Origin of the sequence: Paractinoplanes pyxinae (assembly GCF_026626335.1) — a bacterium.
Classification (GTDB): Bacteria; Actinomycetota; Actinomycetes; order Mycobacteriales; family Micromonosporaceae; genus Actinoplanes; species Actinoplanes pyxinae.
Genome location: NZ_JAPNTZ010000013.1, coordinates 69,153 through 85,942 on the forward strand (window position 1 = coordinate 69,153; position 16,790 = coordinate 85,942).

The 16,790-nt window shown below is 70.7% G+C and carries 18 protein-coding genes and 1 pseudogene; 9 read left to right on the plus strand and 10 right to left on the minus strand.

All coding sequences use genetic code 11. The features are described from left to right. Positions 1-3 precede the first annotated feature (3 nt). The 6 genes from hutU to OWR29_RS32815 are packed head-to-tail and all read left to right on the plus strand — an operon-like array spanning position 4 to position 7,485. Positions 4-1,644 carry a urocanate hydratase gene (hutU, locus tag OWR29_RS32790; protein ID WP_267567259.1) on the plus strand — a complete coding sequence of 547 codons (1,641 nt, stop codon included), beginning with the start codon at positions 4-6 and terminating at the stop codon, positions 1,642-1,644. Beyond that, positions 1,641-2,816, plus strand: a complete 1,176-nt coding sequence (locus tag OWR29_RS32795; protein WP_267567260.1) for an allantoate amidohydrolase — start codon at positions 1,641-1,643, stop codon at positions 2,814-2,816. The genes hutU and OWR29_RS32795 overlap by 4 nt, the downstream gene beginning before the upstream one ends. Beyond that, complete coding sequence (locus OWR29_RS32800) at positions 2,813-4,195, plus strand: formimidoylglutamate deiminase (RefSeq protein WP_267567261.1); 1,383 nt, start codon at positions 2,813-2,815, stop codon at positions 4,193-4,195. The genes OWR29_RS32795 and OWR29_RS32800 overlap by 4 nt, the downstream gene beginning before the upstream one ends. After that, positions 4,192-5,388, plus strand: a complete 1,197-nt coding sequence (gene hutI, locus OWR29_RS32805; protein WP_267567262.1) for an imidazolonepropionase — start codon at positions 4,192-4,194, stop codon at positions 5,386-5,388. The genes OWR29_RS32800 and hutI overlap by 4 nt, the downstream gene beginning before the upstream one ends. Then, positions 5,385-6,920, plus strand: a complete 1,536-nt coding sequence (gene hutH / locus OWR29_RS32810) for a histidine ammonia-lyase (RefSeq protein WP_267567263.1) — start codon at positions 5,385-5,387, stop codon at positions 6,918-6,920. The genes hutI and hutH overlap by 4 nt, the downstream gene beginning before the upstream one ends. A gap of 4 nt (positions 6,921-6,924) precedes the next feature. Continuing rightward, positions 6,925-7,485 (plus strand): P-loop nucleotide/nucleoside kinase family protein, encoded by a 561-nt coding sequence (locus tag OWR29_RS32815; RefSeq protein WP_267567264.1) that lies wholly within the window; start codon positions 6,925-6,927, stop codon positions 7,483-7,485. Positions 7,486-7,501: 16 nt separating this feature from the next. Here the strand turns inward: OWR29_RS32815 and OWR29_RS32820 are convergent, their stop codons facing one another. From OWR29_RS32820 to OWR29_RS32840, 5 genes are all read right to left on the minus strand, one after another. Beyond that, positions 7,502-7,678, minus strand: coding sequence for a hypothetical protein (locus OWR29_RS32820; RefSeq protein ID WP_267567265.1), 177 nt, complete (start codon positions 7,676-7,678; stop codon positions 7,502-7,504). Positions 7,679-7,866: 188 nt separating this feature from the next. Next, positions 7,867-8,481, minus strand: coding sequence for an RdgB/HAM1 family non-canonical purine NTP pyrophosphatase (rdgB, locus tag OWR29_RS32825; protein ID WP_267567266.1), 615 nt, complete (start codon positions 8,479-8,481; stop codon positions 7,867-7,869). A 64-nt stretch (positions 8,482-8,545) separates the two neighbouring features. Next, complete coding sequence (gene rph, locus OWR29_RS32830; RefSeq protein WP_267567267.1) at positions 8,546-9,271, minus strand: ribonuclease PH; 726 nt, start codon at positions 9,269-9,271, stop codon at positions 8,546-8,548. 60 nt (positions 9,272-9,331) lie between these two features. After that, complete coding sequence (locus OWR29_RS32835; RefSeq protein ID WP_267567268.1) at positions 9,332-10,498, minus strand: glycosyltransferase; 1,167 nt, start codon at positions 10,496-10,498, stop codon at positions 9,332-9,334. A 70-nt stretch (positions 10,499-10,568) separates the two neighbouring features. Further along, positions 10,569-11,315 (minus strand): MBL fold metallo-hydrolase, encoded by a 747-nt coding sequence (locus tag OWR29_RS32840; RefSeq protein WP_267567269.1) that lies wholly within the window; start codon positions 11,313-11,315, stop codon positions 10,569-10,571. Between the two features lie 261 nt (positions 11,316-11,576). Between OWR29_RS32840 and OWR29_RS32845 the strand changes: the two genes are divergently transcribed. Next, positions 11,577-11,987 (plus strand): hypothetical protein, encoded by a 411-nt coding sequence (locus tag OWR29_RS32845; protein ID WP_267567270.1) that lies wholly within the window; start codon positions 11,577-11,579, stop codon positions 11,985-11,987. Between the two features lie 8 nt (positions 11,988-11,995). Here OWR29_RS32845 and OWR29_RS32850 read toward each other — a convergent pair whose 3' ends face one another. From OWR29_RS32850 to clpS, 5 genes and pseudogenes are all read right to left on the minus strand, one after another. Next, a complete protein-coding gene (locus tag OWR29_RS32850; RefSeq protein WP_267567271.1) occupies positions 11,996-12,961 on the minus strand; it encodes a PLP-dependent cysteine synthase family protein in 966 nt (321 codons plus the stop codon). Between the two features lie 5 nt (positions 12,962-12,966). After that, the gene (locus OWR29_RS32855) at positions 12,967-13,326 is read right to left on the minus strand and encodes a MoaD family protein (protein ID WP_267567272.1); all 360 of its coding nucleotides are present in this window, start codon (positions 13,324-13,326) and stop codon (positions 12,967-12,969) included. 60 nt (positions 13,327-13,386) lie between these two features. Further along, positions 13,387-13,877 (minus strand): annotated as a pseudogene (locus OWR29_RS32860) (M67 family metallopeptidase). A gap of 47 nt (positions 13,878-13,924) precedes the next feature. Beyond that, positions 13,925-14,425, minus strand: coding sequence for a DUF2017 domain-containing protein (locus OWR29_RS32865; protein WP_267567273.1), 501 nt, complete (start codon positions 14,423-14,425; stop codon positions 13,925-13,927). 19 nt (positions 14,426-14,444) lie between these two features. Continuing rightward, positions 14,445-14,735, minus strand: a complete 291-nt coding sequence (gene clpS / locus OWR29_RS32870; protein ID WP_267567274.1) for an ATP-dependent Clp protease adapter ClpS — start codon at positions 14,733-14,735, stop codon at positions 14,445-14,447. Between the two features lie 106 nt (positions 14,736-14,841). Here clpS and OWR29_RS32875 point away from each other — a divergent pair, with 106 nt between their 5' ends. Together OWR29_RS32875 and OWR29_RS32880 are read left to right on the plus strand one after the other, a co-directional pair. Further along, positions 14,842-16,128, plus strand: coding sequence for a nicotinate phosphoribosyltransferase (locus tag OWR29_RS32875; protein ID WP_267567275.1), 1,287 nt, complete (start codon positions 14,842-14,844; stop codon positions 16,126-16,128). 10 nt (positions 16,129-16,138) lie between these two features. Then, positions 16,139-16,717 carry an isochorismatase family protein gene (locus OWR29_RS32880; RefSeq protein ID WP_267567276.1) on the plus strand — a complete coding sequence of 193 codons (579 nt, stop codon included), beginning with the start codon at positions 16,139-16,141 and terminating at the stop codon, positions 16,715-16,717. Positions 16,718-16,790 lie beyond the last annotated feature (73 nt).

Sequence of the window (16,790 nt, forward strand, 5' to 3'; positions counted from 1 at the left end):
ACGATGTCGGAGATCCGGGCGCCACGCGGCGCGGCGTACACCGCTAAGGGCTGGCCGCAGGAGGCCGCCAAGCGGATGCTGATGAACAACCTCGACCCGGACGTGGCCGAGCGCCCCGAAGACCTGGTCGTCTACGGCGGCACGGGGCGGGCCGCGCGCGACTGGCCGTCGTACCACGCCATCGTGCGGGAGCTCGACGAGCTGGCCGGCGACGAGACGCTGCTGGTGCAGTCGGGCCGTCCGGTGGGGGTCTTCCGTACGCATGAATGGGCTCCTCGGGTTTTGATCGCCAACTCGAACCTGGTCGGCGACTGGGCCACCTGGCCCGAGTTCCGCCGCCTCGAGAACCTGGGCCTGACCATGTACGGCCAGATGACGGCCGGCTCGTGGATCTACATCGGCACCCAGGGGATCCTGCAGGGCACGTACGAGACGTTCGCCGCCGTCGCCGCCAAGCGGTTCAACGGCACGCTGGCCGGCACGCTGACCCTGACCGGCGGCTGCGGCGGCATGGGTGGCGCGCAGCCCCTGGCCGTGACCATGAACGGCGGCGTCTGCCTCATCGTCGACGTCGACCGCACCCGGCTGCAGCGCCGCGTCGACACCCGCTACCTGGACGAGATCGCCGACGACCTGGACGACGCCCTCTCGCGCGCGGAGGCAGCGAAGCGGGAGAGGCGCGCGGTGAGCATCGGCGTCGTCGGCAACGCGGCCCTGGTGTTCGGCGAGATCCTGACCCGCGGCGTCGAGGTCGACATCGTCACCGACCAGACCAGCGCGCACGACCCGCTGTCGTACCTGCCGGTCGGTATCGAGCTCGATGACGCCAAGGAGTACGCGCGCACCAAGCCCGAGGAGTTCACCGACCGCGCCCGCGGCAGCATGGCCAAGCAGGTCGCGGCCATGGTCGGCTTCATGGACGCCGGCGCCGAAGTGTTCGACTACGGCAACTCGATCCGCGGCGAGGCCAAGCTGGCCGGCTACGAGCGCGCCTTCGAGTTCCCCGGCTTCGTCCCGGCGTACATCCGGCCGCTGTTCGCCGAGGGCAAGGGGCCGTTCCGCTGGGCCGCGCTCTCCGGCGACCCGGCCGACATCGCGGCCACCGACAAGGCCATCCTCGACCTGTTCCCCGAGAACGAGGCGCTGGCCCGCTGGATCAAGATGGCCGGCGAACGCGTGGCGTTCCAGGGTCTGCCCGCCCGCATCTGCTGGCTCGGCTACGGCGAGCGGGACAAGGCCGGCGTACGGTTCAACGACATGGTCGCCTCGGGCGAGCTCAAGGCCCCGATCGTGATCGGCCGCGACCACCTCGACTCCGGCTCCGTCGCCTCGCCCTACCGCGAGACCGAGTCGATGCTCGACGGCTCCGACGCCATCGCCGACTGGCCGCTGCTGAACGCGCTGCTCAACACGGCCAGCGGGGCCAGCTGGGTGTCGATCCACCACGGCGGCGGCGTCGGCATCGGCCGGTCGATCCACGCCGGGCAGGTCTGCGTGGCCGACGGCACGCCGCTGGCCGGGCAGAAGATCGAGCGGGTGCTCACCAACGACCCCGGCACGGGCGTGATCCGGCACGTCGACGCGGGCTACGAGTCGCAGGCCGCGGCGGGCGTGCACATCCCGATGCGCCGGGAGGCCCCGTGACCGCGACCTTCGCCGAGCTCTGGAACGGGATCGCGCCGATCGGGCGGGTCCGCAACGGCGGCTATCTGCGATACGCGCTGGAGGAGCCGGAGCTGGTGCTGCGCGACTGGTTCCGCAACCAGGCCGCGCGCCGCGACATGGCGGTCACCGACGACGGCAACGGCAACCTGTTCGCCTGGTGGGGCGACCAGTGGGGGCACGACGCGGTGCTCACCGGCTCGCATTTCGACTCGGTGCCGCACGGCGGCGGCTTCGACGGCCCGCTCGGCATCGTCAGCGCGTTCCTGGCCGTCGACGAGCTGCGCCGCCAGGGCCATGTTCCGTCGCGGCCGATCGCCGTGGTCGCTTTCGTCGAGGAGGAGGGCGGCCGGTTCGGCGTCCCCTGTCTGGGATCGCGGCTGCTCAGCGGGGCGATCGAGCCGGAACAGGCGGCGGCGCTGACCGACCGCGAGGGCATCACGTTCGGCGAGGCCCTGGGTGGTACGCCGGCGGGGCGGCTGCCCGGGCTGACCGGCCGGATCAACGCGCTGGTCGAGCTGCACATCGAGCAGGGCCGCGCGCTCGAGGTGCCGGTCGGGGTGGCCAGCGCGATCTGGCCGCACGGGCGCTGGCGGTTCGACTTCACCGGCATCGGCGACCACGCGGGCACGACGAGCATGACCGACCGCCGCGACCCGATGCTGACCTTCGCGTACACGGTGCTGGCGGCCAACAAAGAGGCTCGCCTGGCCGGGGCGCACGCCACGATGGCCCGGGTCGAGGTGGAACCCAACGCCACCAACGCCATTCCGTCGCTGGTCCGCGGCTGGCTGGACGCGCGGGCGGCCGAGACGGGCACGCTCGACGGCCTGGTCGACGCCGTGGTCAAGCGCGCGCACGACCGCGCCGGGCGGGACGGCACCGAGGTCGCGGTGACGTCGGAGTCGTTCAGCGCCGAGGTGACCTTCGAGAAGTCGCTGGCCGCGCGGCTTGCCTCGCTGCTCGGTGACGTCCCGATCCTGCCGACGGGCGCGGGCCACGACGCGGGCGTGCTGTCCGCGCACGTGCCGACGGCCATGCTGTTCGTGCGCAACCCGACCGGGGTGTCGCATTCGCCGGCCGAGCATGCCGAGGAGGAGGACTGCGTGGCCGGCGTCGGCGCGCTCGCCAGGGTGCTCGGCGACCTGACATGAAGACCTATTTCGCTTCGTACGTTTGGGTGGGCGGGCGCCTCGAGCGGGATGTCCGCCTCGACGTGCACCGCGGTGTGATCGTCGGCGTCACTCCGTCCGGCGACCCGTCGGCACCCGCTCCAGGTAAAAGCGCTCGCGAGTCGATCATGAAGCTGCCGGGCCTGGTTCTGCCGGGCTTCGCCAATGCCCATTCGCACGCCTTCCACCGGGCGCTGCGCGGGCGCACCCACGCCGGCGGCGGCAGCTTCTGGACGTGGCGCGACCTCATGTACTCCGTCGCGGGCGGGCTCGATCCTGACAGTTACTACGCGTTGGCCCGGGCCGTCTACGCCGAGATGGCGCTGGCCGGGATCACCGCGGTCGGCGAGTTCCACTATCTGCACCACGGCCCCGACGGCGTCCCCTACGCCGACCCGAACGCGATGGGCCACGCGCTCGTCCAGGCGGCGGCCGACGCCGGCATCCGGATCACGTTGCTGGACACGCTCTATCTGACGTCGAGTGTGGACGGTAAGCCGCTCGAGGGCGTCCAGCGCCGCTACGGCGACGGCGATCTCGACGGCTGGTCGGCTCGCACCGACCAGCTGCGCGCCCAGCCCCACGCCAAGATCGGCGCGGCTCTGCACTCGGTGCGGGCGGTTCCCGCTTCCGACATGGCACTGTTCGCCGACCGGACCGCGGGACTGCCTGTTCATGTTCACTTGTCCGAGCAGCGCGCCGAGAACGAGCAAACCCTTGCCACGTACGGCTGCACGCCCGCCGAGCTACTCGAGCGTCACGGCGTCTGGCGCGCCGACACCGTGGCCGTGCACGCGACTCACCTCACCGACCGCGACGTCGACATCCTCGGCGGTCACCAGGTGTGCTTCTGCCCGACCACGGAACGCGATCTGGCCGACGGCATCGGCCCGGCCCGGCGGTTGGCCGACGCGGGCGCGACCCTCAGCCTGGGCAGCGACAGCCACGCCGTGATCGACCAGTTCGAAGAGCTGCGCGGCCTCGAGATGAACGACCGCCTGGCCACCGAACGGCGCGGCCGCTTCACGCCGGCCGAACTGATCGCCGCCGCCGCCAACCACCAGTCGATCGGCTGGTCCGACGCGGGCGAGATCGCCGTGGGCAAGCGAGCCGACTTCGTCTGCGTGCGCCTCGACAGCGTCCGAACCGCCGGCGCCGACCCCGCGCAGGCCATTCTGGCCGCCACCGCCGCCGACATCACCCACGTGGTAGCCGACGGCCGCCTGATCGTGTCGGACGGCCGGCACACCTCGATCGACGTGCCGCAGGCCCTCACCGACGCCATCCGGTCCCTCACCGACAACGCGCCGCCGTCACCCACCCCGGCCGACACCACACTCGGCGAAGGGCGGCGGGCGTGAGCGTTCTGGTCGACAACATCGGCGAACTGGTCACCAACGACGACGGTGAGGGGCTGCTCGGTCTCCGGCGCGATGTCGCCGTGGTGATCGAAGGTGAGCGAATCGCCTGGATCGGCCCCGCGGCGCAGGCTCCCGCCGCCGACCAGCGCATCGACGCCGGCGGGAACGCCGTCCTGCCGGGTTTCGTGGACAGTCACGCGCATCTGGTGTTCGCGGGTGATCGGGCGGCCGAGTTCGGCGCGCGGATGGCCGGCGAGCCGTACACCGGCGGCGGCATCCGCACGACGGTGGCCGCGACCCGGGCCGCCACCGACGATGAGCTGCGGCGCAACGCCGGGCGGCTGGTCGCCGAGGCCCTGCGGCAGGGCACGACGACGATCGAGATCAAGAGCGGCTACGGGCTGAACGTCGACGACGAGGCCCGGTCGCTGCGGATCGCGCGGGAACTGAGCGACGAGACGACGTTCCTGGGCGCGCACGTGGTGCCGGCCGGAAGCGACCCCGGCGAGTACGTCGACCTGGTTCGCGGCCCGATGCTGGAAGCCTGTGCCCCGTACGCGAAATGGGTCGATGTCTTCTGCGATCGCGGAGCGTTCGACGAAGATCAGACGCGCGCGATCCTCACCGCCGGTAAGCAGAAGGGCCTCAGCCTGCGGGTGCACGCCAACCAGCTGATCGAGGGCCCCGGCGTGCGGCTGGCGGTCGAGCTGGGAGCGGCCAGCGCCGACCACTGTACGCATCTGAGCAGCGCCGACGTCGACGCCCTGGTCAACTCGGAGACGGTGGCCACGCTGCTGCCGGGTGCCGAGTTCTCGACCCGATCGCCCTATCCCGACGCGCGCCGGTTGATCGACGCAGGCGTGAAGGTGGCGCTCGCTACCGACTGCAACCCCGGTTCCTCGTACACATCGTCGATGCCGTTCTGCATCGCGCTCGCCGTCCGTGACATGCGGATGACCCCGGCCGAGGCCGTGCACGCGGCGACCGCCGGTGGTGCCCGCGCTCTGCGCCGCGACGACATCGGCCGCCTGCGCGTCGGCGCCCGCGCCGACCTGATCGTGCTCGACGCCCCGTCCCACCTGCACCTGGCCTACCGGCCCGGCGTACCTCTGATCAAGCAAGTTCTGCACAGCGGAGTCCCGTCCAACCACCCCGCCGCCGCCCCTAATTCGACTGAAGGCCCGCTCTCATGACAGTCATCGTCCAGCCCACCGGTGTCACCCCCGCCGATGTGCTCGCGGTCGCCCGCGGTAACGCCCGCGTCGAGATCGCCCCGGAAACCGTCACGGCCATGGCCACGAGCCGTGAGATCGTCGACAAGATCGAGGCCTCCGGCCGTCCCGTGTACGGGGTCTCGACCGGCTTCGGCGCCTTGGCCAACACGTCCATCGCCCCCGAACGCCGCGCCGAGCTGCAGCACGCGCTGATCCGCTCGCACGCCGCGGGCATCGGCGCGCCCATGCCCCGCGAGGTCGTCCGGGCCATGATGCTGCTGCGTCTGCGCTCGCTCGCGCTGGGCCGCTCGGGTGTGCGCCCGCAGCTCGCGCAGGGCCTGGCCGATCTGCTCAACCACGACATCACCCCGTGGGTGCCCGAGCACGGTTCGCTCGGCGCCTCGGGCGACCTGGCCCCGCTCGCCCACTGCGCGATCGTGCTGCTCGGCGAGGGCTGGGTGCTGGGCAAGGACGGCGCCCGCATCGCCGCCGCCGAGGCGCTGCACTCGGCCGGTCTGCAGCCGCTCGAGCTGGCCGCCAAGGAGGGGCTGGCGCTGATCAACGGCACCGACGGCATGCTCGGCATGCTGCTGCTGGCCATCGACGACGCCGAGCACCTGTTCGCGATGGCCGACGTCACCGCGGCGCTGGCGATCGAGGCGATGCTCGGGTCGGAGCGCCCGTTCTTCCCCGAGCTGCACGAGATCCGGCCGCACCCCGGCCAGTCGGCGTCCGCTGCCAACATCTTCAAGCTACTGCAGGGCTCGGCCATCATGGATTCGCACCGCGACGACCTGGCCCACGCCGTGCAGGACGCGTATTCGATGCGCTGTGCCCCGCAGGTGGCCGGCGCCGCCCGCGACACGCTCGATTTCGTGCGTACGGTGTCGGGCCGCGAGCTGGTGTCGGTGGTGGACAACCCGGTGGTGCTGCCGGACGGCCGGGTCGAGTCGACCGGCAACTTCCACGGCGCCCCGCTCGGCTTCGCGGCCGACTTCCTGGCCATCGCGGCCGCCGAGGTGGGCGCGATCGCCGAGCGCCGCGTCGACCGTCTGCTCGACGTGACCCGCTCCCGCCAGCTGCCGCCGTTCCTCTCCCCCGACGCGGGCGTCAACTCGGGCCTGATGATCGCCCAGTACACGGCGGCCGGCATCGTCGCCGAGAACCGCCGCCTCGCGGCCCCGGCGAGCGTCGACTCGCTGCCCACCAGCGGCATGCAGGAGGATCACGTCTCGATGGGCTGGGCGGCGGCCAAGAAGCTGCGCACCGTCCTCGACAACCTGACCAGCCTGCTGGCGGTCGAACTGCTTTCCGCCGTACGAGGTCTGCAGCTGCGCGATCCTCTCGAGCCGTCAGCCGCGGGCCGTGCCGCGATGGCCGCCCTCGAGCAGGCGGCCGGCCGCCCCGGCCCCGACTTGTTCCTGGCCCCCGTGCTGGAGGAAGCGCGCGCGGTGGTCGCGGGTCGCACGTTAAGGGCCGCGATCGAGGACGCGATCGGCCCGCTCAAGTAGAGCCGTGCCGCGGCTCATCCTGCTGAACGGGCCGCCGGCTTGCGGCAAGTCGACGCTGGCCCGCCGGTACGTGGACGGTCATCCGCTGGCGCTCGACCTCGACATCGACGTGGTGCGGGGCCTGCTGGGCCGGTGGCCGGAGCATGCGCGCGAGGCGGGCCTTCTGGCGCGTTCCATCGCGCTGGCCGCCGCCCGGACCCACCTCACCGGCGGGCACGACGTGGTGGTTCCACAGTTGCTGGCCCGGCCGGCCTTCATCGACCAGGCCGGGGCTCTCGCTCGCGAGCTGGGCTGCGCGTTCCACGAGATCGCTTTGGTCGACACCAAGGAGAACTTGAGGCGCCGCTACATCGAGCGCGCCGCCGCCCGTAACCGGACGACCTTCGACGAGGCCGCCCGGACGCTGGCCGAGCAGGGACAACTCACCGGCCTGGACGAGATCCACGACCGGCTGACGACCTTGCTCGGCACCCGTCCGGACACTCGTACGATCCGAATTCGAGAGGGCGAGGTGGCAGGGGCCTACCGCGATCTTCTGGAGATTCTGACCGGACCGTCCTCCTGACGGACCGCCGCCGGCATCAGGCGGCCGGGTCGGTCGTCTTCCACGGGCAGTCGTTGACCTTGGGCTCGACCACGACGAAGGTCTTGGCCGCCGCGACCTCGCCGCCGGAGGAGCTCACCGGCTCGCTCGCGAAGAGCACGGAGAGGCCGACCAGCGCTGTGGCCGCGACGAGCGCGGCGAACCGGAGCTGCATGAATTTCCCCCCAGGTCGACTTCGGCAGGCGTTACCCCCTGGACCGCTCCCTCAAGCATGTCTCAGCTTGTTGACAGCTTCCTGAGAGCGCGGGGTCAGCTCGCCGGCGCGCTTCTGAAGGCGTGAATCGCTCGTCAGCGTGTTTTGACGGCGCGGATCAGCTCGTCAGCGTGTTTTGACGGCGCGGATCAGCTCGTCAGCTCTCGGGCGATGACCTTGGACAGCTCGCGGAACGCCTTGCCGCGGTGGCTGATCGCGTCCTTCTCGGCCGGCGACAGCTCGGCGTTGGTGCGGGTCTGGCCGTCGCCCAGGAAGATCGGGTCGTAGCCGAAGCCGCCCTCGCCACGCCCGGCCCGCAGGATGCGCCCGGGCTGGCGGCCCTCGACCAGGTGCTCGCGGCCGTTGGGCAGCACCAGGGCCGCCGCGCAGACGAAGGCGCCGCCGCGCTGCTCGTCGGCCACGTCGGAGATCTGGCCCAGCACCAGGTCGAGGTTGGCCTGGTCGTCGCCGTGCCGGCCGGACCAGCGGGCGCTGAACACGCCGGGCATGCCGTTGAGCGCGTCGACCGCGAGGCCCGAGTCGTCGGCCACCGTGGGCAGCCCGGTGCGCTTCGCGCCCTCGCGGGCCTTGATCAGGGCGTTCTCGCCGAACGTGAGGCCGGTCTCGGGGACGTCGGGGTAGCCCTCGAAGTCGGCCAGGCCGACCAGCTCGATGCGGTTGGCGCCGAGCGAGGAGTCGAGGATGCGCTGGAGCTCGACCAGCTTCTTCCGGTTGGCCGTGGCCAGCAGCAGCTTGGCGCTCATGCGCTGTACCTCATGGCATGCCCTCCTGGCCCTACGGCCGCTTCGCTTTCTCCGGTGCAGTCCGTCATGCCAGGGCCTTCTGCTGGGCGGCGGCCAGGTCGGCACAACCGGCGACGGCCAGGTCGAGCAGGGAGTCGAGCTGGTCGCGGCGGAAGACGCCGTCCTCGCCCGTGCCCTGCACCTCGACGAAGTCGCCGTCGCCGGTGCACACCACGTTCATGTCGACCTCGGCCGCGACGTCCTCGAGATACATGAGGTCGAGGCGGGGCTCGCCCTCGATGATGCCGACGCTGACGGCCTGGATCGAGCGGTGCATGACCTTCTCGATCTTGCCGGCCAGGGCCTTGCGCTCGGCCAGCCAGCCCACCGCGTCGTGCAGCGCCACGTAGGCGCCGGTGATCGCGGCCGTGCGGGTGCCGCCGTCGGCCTGCAGGACGTCACAGTCGAGGACGACCGAGTTCTCGCCCAGGGCCTTGAGGTCGATGCAGGCGCGCAGGCTGCGGCCGATCAGGCGGGAGATCTCGTGGGTGCGGCCACCGACCTTGCCCTTGACGCTCTCGCGGTCGCCCCGGGTGTTGGTGGCCCGCGGGAGCATCGCGTACTCGGCGGTGACCCAGCCCAGGCCGGAGCCCTTGCGCCAGCGCGGCACGCCCTCGGTGACGCTGGCGGTGCAGAGCACCCGCGTGTTGCCGAACTCGACGAGCACCGACCCCTCGGGGTGGATGCTCCAGTTCCGCGTGAGGGTCACCGGGCGAAGTTGGTCGGCCTCGCGGCCGTCGGGGCGTGCCATGCCCAAACCTTATTAGGCGGCCGGCCGGGCCGCTCGGCCCGCCCCGCCGCCTGTGGATAACTAAGGCCTCGGCACGGCCGGGCGCAGCACGGCGGGCGGACGCTGCCGGCCGACCAGAGCCACCTGGGGCAGCGCGCCGTGCGCCCGCAGGAACCCGTCGACCGCCTGCGGCCAGCCGAACTGCTCGGCCCGGGCCCGGGCGGCGGCCCGGCGCTCGGGCTCGGGGCGTTCCATCAGGTCGCGGACGCCCGCCGCGAAGGCCTCGGGCGTGCCGGGCACCGCGACGCCGGCCTCGCCGACGACCTCGGGCAGGGCGCTCGTCTCGTTCACCACGACCGGGGTGCCGCAGGCCAGCGCCTCGAGCGCGGTCATGCCGAACGTCTCGACCGGGCCGGGGGCCAGCACGACATCGGCGCTGGCGAGCAGCCCGGCCACGGCGGTGCGGTCGGCGATGTGGCCGGTGAACCGGACGGGCAGGCGCGCCGCCCGATAGGCCAGCGCGGCCCGCCGTACGCCGTCTCCGGCCACGGCGAGCACGGCGGGCACCTTGTCGTTGCGCAGGGCGCCGATCGTGTCCACGGCGAGCTCAGGGCGTTTCTGGCCGGAGAGCCGGCTGGCGAACGCGACGAGCAGCTCGCCGGGGCGGGCGTAGCGCTCGCGGATGCTCTCGTCGCGGCGAGCCGGGTGGAACCCGTCGAGGTCGACGCCGAGCGGCACCTCGACCAGGTTGGGCACGCCCAGCCGGCGGAACTCGGCCGCCGCGAACGAGGTGGTGCAGATGATCTGGTCGAAGAACTCGGCCGTCCGCAGGTTGAACTTGTCGGCCAGGGCGTCCCGCTTGGGCACGCCCCACACGCCGAGCAGCCCGGCCAGGCTCTCGTGCGAGACCATCATCGAGCCGACGCCGCGCTGCCGGGCCCAGCCGCCCGTCCAGCGCAGGCTGGTGCGGTCGGACACCTCGAGGCGGTCGGGCTCGAGCTCGTCGAGCAGCTGGGTGAGCTCACGCCGACCGGTCATGACGCGGTAACCGCCGGTGCGCGGCAGCGGAGCGCTGGGCATGGTGATGACGCGGCCCTGCGCGGTCATCTTGTCGGAGCGCTCACGCCCGGGAACGATCAGCACCGCTTCGTGCCCGGCGCGCTGATAGCCCTCGCCGAGGTTACGAAGCGCTGTCCGCAGGCCACCCGAATGGGTTGTCACGAAGTTGGCCAGGCGAACGATGCGCATGCAACAACTCCAAGATCACGATTCGCTGGGTGCTCACGTGCTCGGACCGTCCCCCGCCCCGGCCCCGGGCTCAGAGATCGTAGCGGGCACCTGGGCGCACGACCTCAACCGGTCCCGCAAAGGCGGCCACGGCGGCATCCACAATAGATGCCTCGGAGACCCACGCGGGCACGAGATGGGTCAGCAACAGCCGTCCGACGTCCGCCTTGGTCGCCGCCTCGCCCGCCTCACCGCCTGTGAGGTGCAGGCCAGGCGGGTTGTCGGCCCCGTCGAGGTAACTAGCCTCACACAAAAACAAATCGGCCCCGGCGGCGAGTCGCAGCAGCGGCTCGCACGGCGCCGTGTCCGAGGAGTACGCGAGCACTCGCCCACCGTGTTCGATGCGGACGCCGTACGTCTCGATCGGATGGTTGACCCGGTCGACGGTGATCGTGAAAGGACCGATCGGGAACGTGCCCGGCTGCAGCCCGTAGAACGTGTAGACGTCATCGACCGACTCGTTCTCCTGGCTGTACGCGGAGGAGATGCGCTCGGCGGCGCCGAGCGGGGCGTAGACGGGCACCGGCGGCAGCGGGCCGGACGGGTCGTACCGGCGGACCACGATGTAGGTGCAGGCGTCCAGCATGTGGTCGCAGTGCAGGTGGGTCAGGATGATCGCGTCGATCGAGTTCATGTCGGAGTAGCGCTGGAGCGCGGACAGCGAACCCGAGCCGAAGTCGACGAGCAGCCGGAACCCCTCGGCCTCGACGAGATAGGCGGAACAAGCCGACTCGGGGCCGGGAAAACTGCCGGCACAGCCGAGAACGGTCAGTCGCATGCGGGTCCCTCTGGTTCACGCTGGGTCGAACTGGCCCCGCCCGACCGGTCCGTACTGAACTCTTCAGACCAGTCAATCACGGAGCGAAGCGTACGCCGCGACCTGCGCGCCATGTAAACGTCTGATCGATTTGTCGCTAAATCGACAACGTACATCACACCGCCCGTGACCTCGACCATTAACGCAATTCCCGTTACGTCCGGTGAGTCGTTTGCGTTGCACAAAGTAGGGACTTCAAGGGACGGAACAGACGGAGGCAGCGTGACCACGGTCCAGAAAGACCGCACCACGCGCACCGAGGCGGCGGAGCTCATGCCGTTCGGTGGGTGGGAGAGTACACCGGCGGGAGCGGGGCTGGACGACGACGAGACCCTTTTCCGTTTCCCCGCCCCGGATGATCCGGCGCCGGGCACGACGCGCCTGCTCATCATGGCCTTGGGAGCGGCTGCCTTGGGCTTCGTCGCGGTCGGCGTGGGAGCGCGCGCATTTGTCACGCTGCTGGGCGGAGCGCCGTTCTGGTATGTGCCGACGCTCGCCCTTTTCGGATTGCTGAGCATTGCTCTCACCGTCGGCGCGTTCCTGTCGATGCATCGCGCGTTCCTGCCGTGGCTGCTGCTCGCTTGCGCCGCCGCTCCACTGACAGTCGACATTCTGATTGCGGCCCTTTACTAGGGCCGCTCCTACGCCCAGAGCTGCCCTTCGAGCGCCTCTTCGGCGTCGTTCAGCGTGCCGCCGTAGGCACCGGTCGAGAGGTATTTCCAGCCGCCGTCGCAGACCACGAAGGCGACATCCGCCCGGCGGCCGGCCTTGACCGCCTCGAGGGCCACGGCCAGCGCGGCGTGCAGGATGGCGCCGCTGGAGAAGCCGGCGAAGATGCCCTCGACCTCGACCAGCTGGCGGGTGCGAAGCACGGCGTCGCGGGTGCCGACCGAGAAGCGGCGGTCGAGCACGCTGGCGTCGTACAGCTCGGGCACGTAACCCTCGTCGATGTTGCGCAACCCGTAGACCAGCTCGCCGTAGCGCGGCTCGGCGGCGATGATCTGGATGCCGTCGACCTTCTCTTTGAGGAAGCGGCCGGTGCCCATCAGCGTGCCGGTGGTGCCCAGACCGGCCACGAAGTGCGTGATCGTCGGCAGGTCTTGCAGCAGCTCGGGGCCGGTCGTCTCGTAGTGCGCGCGGGCGTTGGCCGGGTTGCCGTACTGGTAGAGCATCTTCCAGTCCGGATGCTCGGCGGCGACCTGCTTGGCGGTGGCGACGGCTTGGTTGGAGCCGCCGGCGGCGGGCGAGAACAGGATCTCGGCCCCGTACATGCGAAGCAGCTGGATCCGCTCGGCCGAGACGTTCTCGGGCATCACGCAGACGAGCCGGTAGCCGCGCAGCTTGGCCACCATGGCCAGGGCGATGCCGGTGTTGCCGCTGGTGGGCTCGAGGATGGTGTCGCCCGGGCGCAGGTGGCCCGACTCCTCGGCCTCGCGCACCATGGCGAGCGCGGCGCGGTCCTTGATGCTGCCGGTGGGATTGCGGTCTTCCAGCTTGGCCCAGAGCCGCACCGGCGGTGCCCCCTCGGGCACCGACGGCGACAGGCGGGGCAGGCCGACGAGCGGCGTGCCCCCCAGAGCGTCAAGCAGGCTCTCGTAGCGAGCCATATAGCTCAGCCTTCAGTCGGGACAAGGGCGGCGGCGGGGCGGTTGGCAGGACTCGAGCCGAGCAGAGCGGCCGCCGCCGCGAAGCCCAGCGCGCCACCGGCCACGGCCGGGAGGATGGTGATCGAGTCGCCGTCGCTGAGCTTGGCGTCGAGCGCGCCCAGGAAGCGCACGTCCTCGTCGTTGACGTAGATGTTGACGAACCGGTGCAGGCCGCCCTCGGGGGTGATGAGCCGCCCCTTGAGGCCGTTGTGCTTGGCGTCCAGGTCGTCGATCAGCGCGCTCAGCGTCTCGCCGGCGCCCTCGACGGTCTTGGCGCCGCCGGTGTAGCTGCGCAGGATGGTGGGAACGCGAACTTCGATAGCCATGGCTGTGAATGCTCCAAAAGGAAGGTCGAACTGAGGGCAGGGTCGTCTAAGGAGTGGTCGTCAACGACACTCGTAAACGACCGACACCGGGCTCTGCCCGAACATGTACGACTGCACAGCGCTAGCCATCACGCGTCTACCGTCGCATCCACGATGTTGATCTCTTCCTCGGTCACCACGCCGTCCACTATGCGGAACGATCGAATCTCTTCCGAGTCGCTTTCGCGGGTGGAAACGAGCACGTAGTGAGCGCCGGGCTCGCCGGCGAACGAGATGTCGGTGCGCGACGGGTAGGCCTCGGTGGCCGTGTGCGAGTGGTAGATGACCACCGGCTCCTCGTCGTTGTCGTCCATCTCGCGCCAGACGCGCAGCTGTTCCATGGAGTCGAACTCGTAGAACGTCATCGACCGGGCCGCGTTGTCCATCGGGATGAGCCGGGTCGGCAGGTCGCTGCCGATCGGGCCCGCGACGACACCACAGGCCTCGTCGGGGTGGTCCCGCCGGGCGTGGGCGACGATCGCGTCGACGATCGCGCTGTCGATGGTCAGCACGCTGTTCACATTACCGTGAGAATTCGGCGAGCCCGGCGTGGCGACGCTCACTCGATTTCGGGCAGCGCGTTGAGCAGCGATTCCTGCAGATAGCCCAGGTACGCGTACACGCTCAGCTGGAAGACGCGGCTCGAGCCGGGGTCGTGCAGCACGGCGTCGTCCAGCTCGGCCCCCAGATCGGTGTCGGCCTGGATGTCGAGCCGGGTGCCCATGGCCAGCCGGGCGTCGTTGATCGCCCGCAGCCAGGCCTCGGCGGCCTCACCGTCCAGCCGTACCTCGCCCTCGCCCTCGTCCGGCAGGGCGGCGAGAATCGCGCCGGCCTGATCGATCTTGCCGGTCTTGAGATCCCCCTCGGTGTAGAGGCGGAACTCCTCGGAATCGTCGGGACGATCCGGATAGATGTCGGGGAAGAGCCGGCTGACGACTGGATCAGTGTGATCCATGCCGTCGGTCAGCAGGCCGACCACCTCACCGGCGACCTTGCGCAGAACGCGCACCTCGTCCACCGCGAAGGTGGCCACGCACGTGCTGCCGTTGCGTCGGAACATCTTCCCTCTCCCGCGGTGTTCAGTCCCGGTCCACCGTCGCCCAGAGACCGTATCCGTGCAGCTGGTTGGCGTCCATCTCCATGCGCTCGCGCGCGCCGGAGCTGACCACCGCCCTGCCCTTGTTGTGCACGTCGAGCATCAGCGCCTCGGCCTTCTCCTTGGAGTAGCCGAAGATCTTCTGAAAGACCCAGGTCACGTACGACATGAGGTTGACCGGATCATCCCAGACGATCGTCACCCACGGCCGGTCATCGGCGGGTGCCTCCTCGATCTCTGGGCTCTCGATGGGAGCGACCTGTGGGAGCGCCATGCCCCCCATGTTGCCACCGGTTTTGCGCGATCGGGGAACCGGAACGCCGAACCGCAGGTCAGGACGCGGTTCGTAAGGGGCCCCCGAGCGCAATAGGGTGGGTTCCGTGAACACCTACGCCCCCGCGCTGATGACCGATCAGTACGAGCTGACCATGGTCAGCGCCGCCCTCAAGGACGGCACGGCCGACCGGCAGTGCGTCTTCGAGGTCTTCGCCCGCCGGTTGTCCAGCGGCCGGCGCTACGGCGTGGTGGCCGGGCCGGGCCGGCTGGTCGAGCTGATCCGTGACTTCCGCTTCGGCTCGGCCGAGATCGAGTTCCTGCGCGGGGCCGGCATCGTCGACGAGACGACCGCCACCTGGCTGGCCGGCTACCGCTTCACCGGCGACATCGACGGGTACGCCGAGGGTGAGCTGTTCTTCCCGGGCTCCCCGATCATGACGGTCACCGGCACCTTCGCCGAGTGCGTGGTGCTCGAGACGCTCATCCTCTCGGTGCTCAACCACGACTCGGCCATCGCCTCGGCGGCGGCCCGCATGGTCACCGCGGCGCGCGGCCGGCCCATCATCGAGATGGGCTCACGGCGTACGCACGAAGATTCCGCGATCGCCGCCGCCCGGGCCGCCTACCTGGCCGGGTTCGCCTCGACCTCCAACCTCGCGGCGGGCGCCCGCTACGGCATCCCGACCACCGGCACCTCGGCCCACGCGTTCACGCTGCTGCACGACGACGAGCCGGCCGCCTTCGCGTCCCAGGTGGCGGCGCTCGGCAAGAACACGACCCTGCTGGTCGACACGTACGACATCGGCCAGGGCATCCGCAACGCGATCGCCGTCGCCGGGCCCGACCTGCGAGCCGTACGGATCGACTCGGGCGACCTGTCGGTGCTGGCCCAGCACTCGCGCGAGCTGCTCGACTCGCTCGGCGCCACCGAGACCAAGATCGTCGTGTCGGGCGACATGGACGAGTACGCGATCGCCACCCTCGCCGCCGAGCCGGTCGACATGTACGGCGCCGGCACGGCCGTGGTCACCGGCTCGGGCGCGCCGACCGCCGGGCTCGTCTACAAGCTGGTCGAGGTCGAGGGGCGCCCGGTGGTCAAGCGCTCCGAGAACAAGGCGACCGTCGGCGGCCGCAAGACCGCCGTACGCCGGCACAAGCCCACCGGCACGGCCACCGAAGAGATCATCGTGTCGCAGGGCGTGCCCGACCACGCCGCCAACGACAGGCTGCTGCAGCGCGCGTTCGTGGCCGCCGGCGAGGTGGTCGCGACACCCACGCTGGAAGAGTCCCGCGAGCACCTGCGCCAGTGCCTGATCTCGATACCGTGGGAGGGTCTGAAGCTCTCGGCCGGCGACCCGGCCATCCCCGTCACCATCGTCCCGACCAGCTAGGGGTTCACCCGTGACACGAGCGCTGATCATCGTCGACGTCCAGAACGACTTCTGCGAGGGCGGCTCCCTGGCCGTCACCGGGGGCGCCGCCGTCGCCGCGGGCATCTCGCTGGTGCTGGGCAAGGCGGGCGACCGGTGGGACCACGTGGTCGCCACCAAGGACTGGCACATCGACCCGGGCGCCCACTTCAGCGCCCACCCGGACTACCAGGACACGTGGCCCGCGCACTGCGTGGTCGGCTCGACCGGGGCCGACTTCCACCCCGAACTGGCCACCGACAAGATCGAGGCGGTCTTCCACAAGGGCGAGCACCAGGCGGCGTACTCGGGCTTCGAGGGCCACACCGAGGCCGGCGAGACCCTGGCGGCGTGGCTGCGCGAGCGCAATGTGACGGAAGTCGAACTGGTGGGCATCGCCACCGACCATTGCGTACGCGCGACGGCGCTCGACGCCAAAGCCGAGGGTTTCGCGACGACGGTGTTGCTGGAGCTCACGGCGGGTGTCGCCCCCGGAACCACGGCCACCGCGCTCGAGCAGTTCCGGGCCGCGTCGATCGAGACGACTGGCGAACCGGTCGTCTCGTCCTGATTCCTGCTTGATCAAGTAGTTGGTTTTTTGTCGCACCCCCGGGGCAGGATGAGCCCCGGAGGTCAGGAACCAG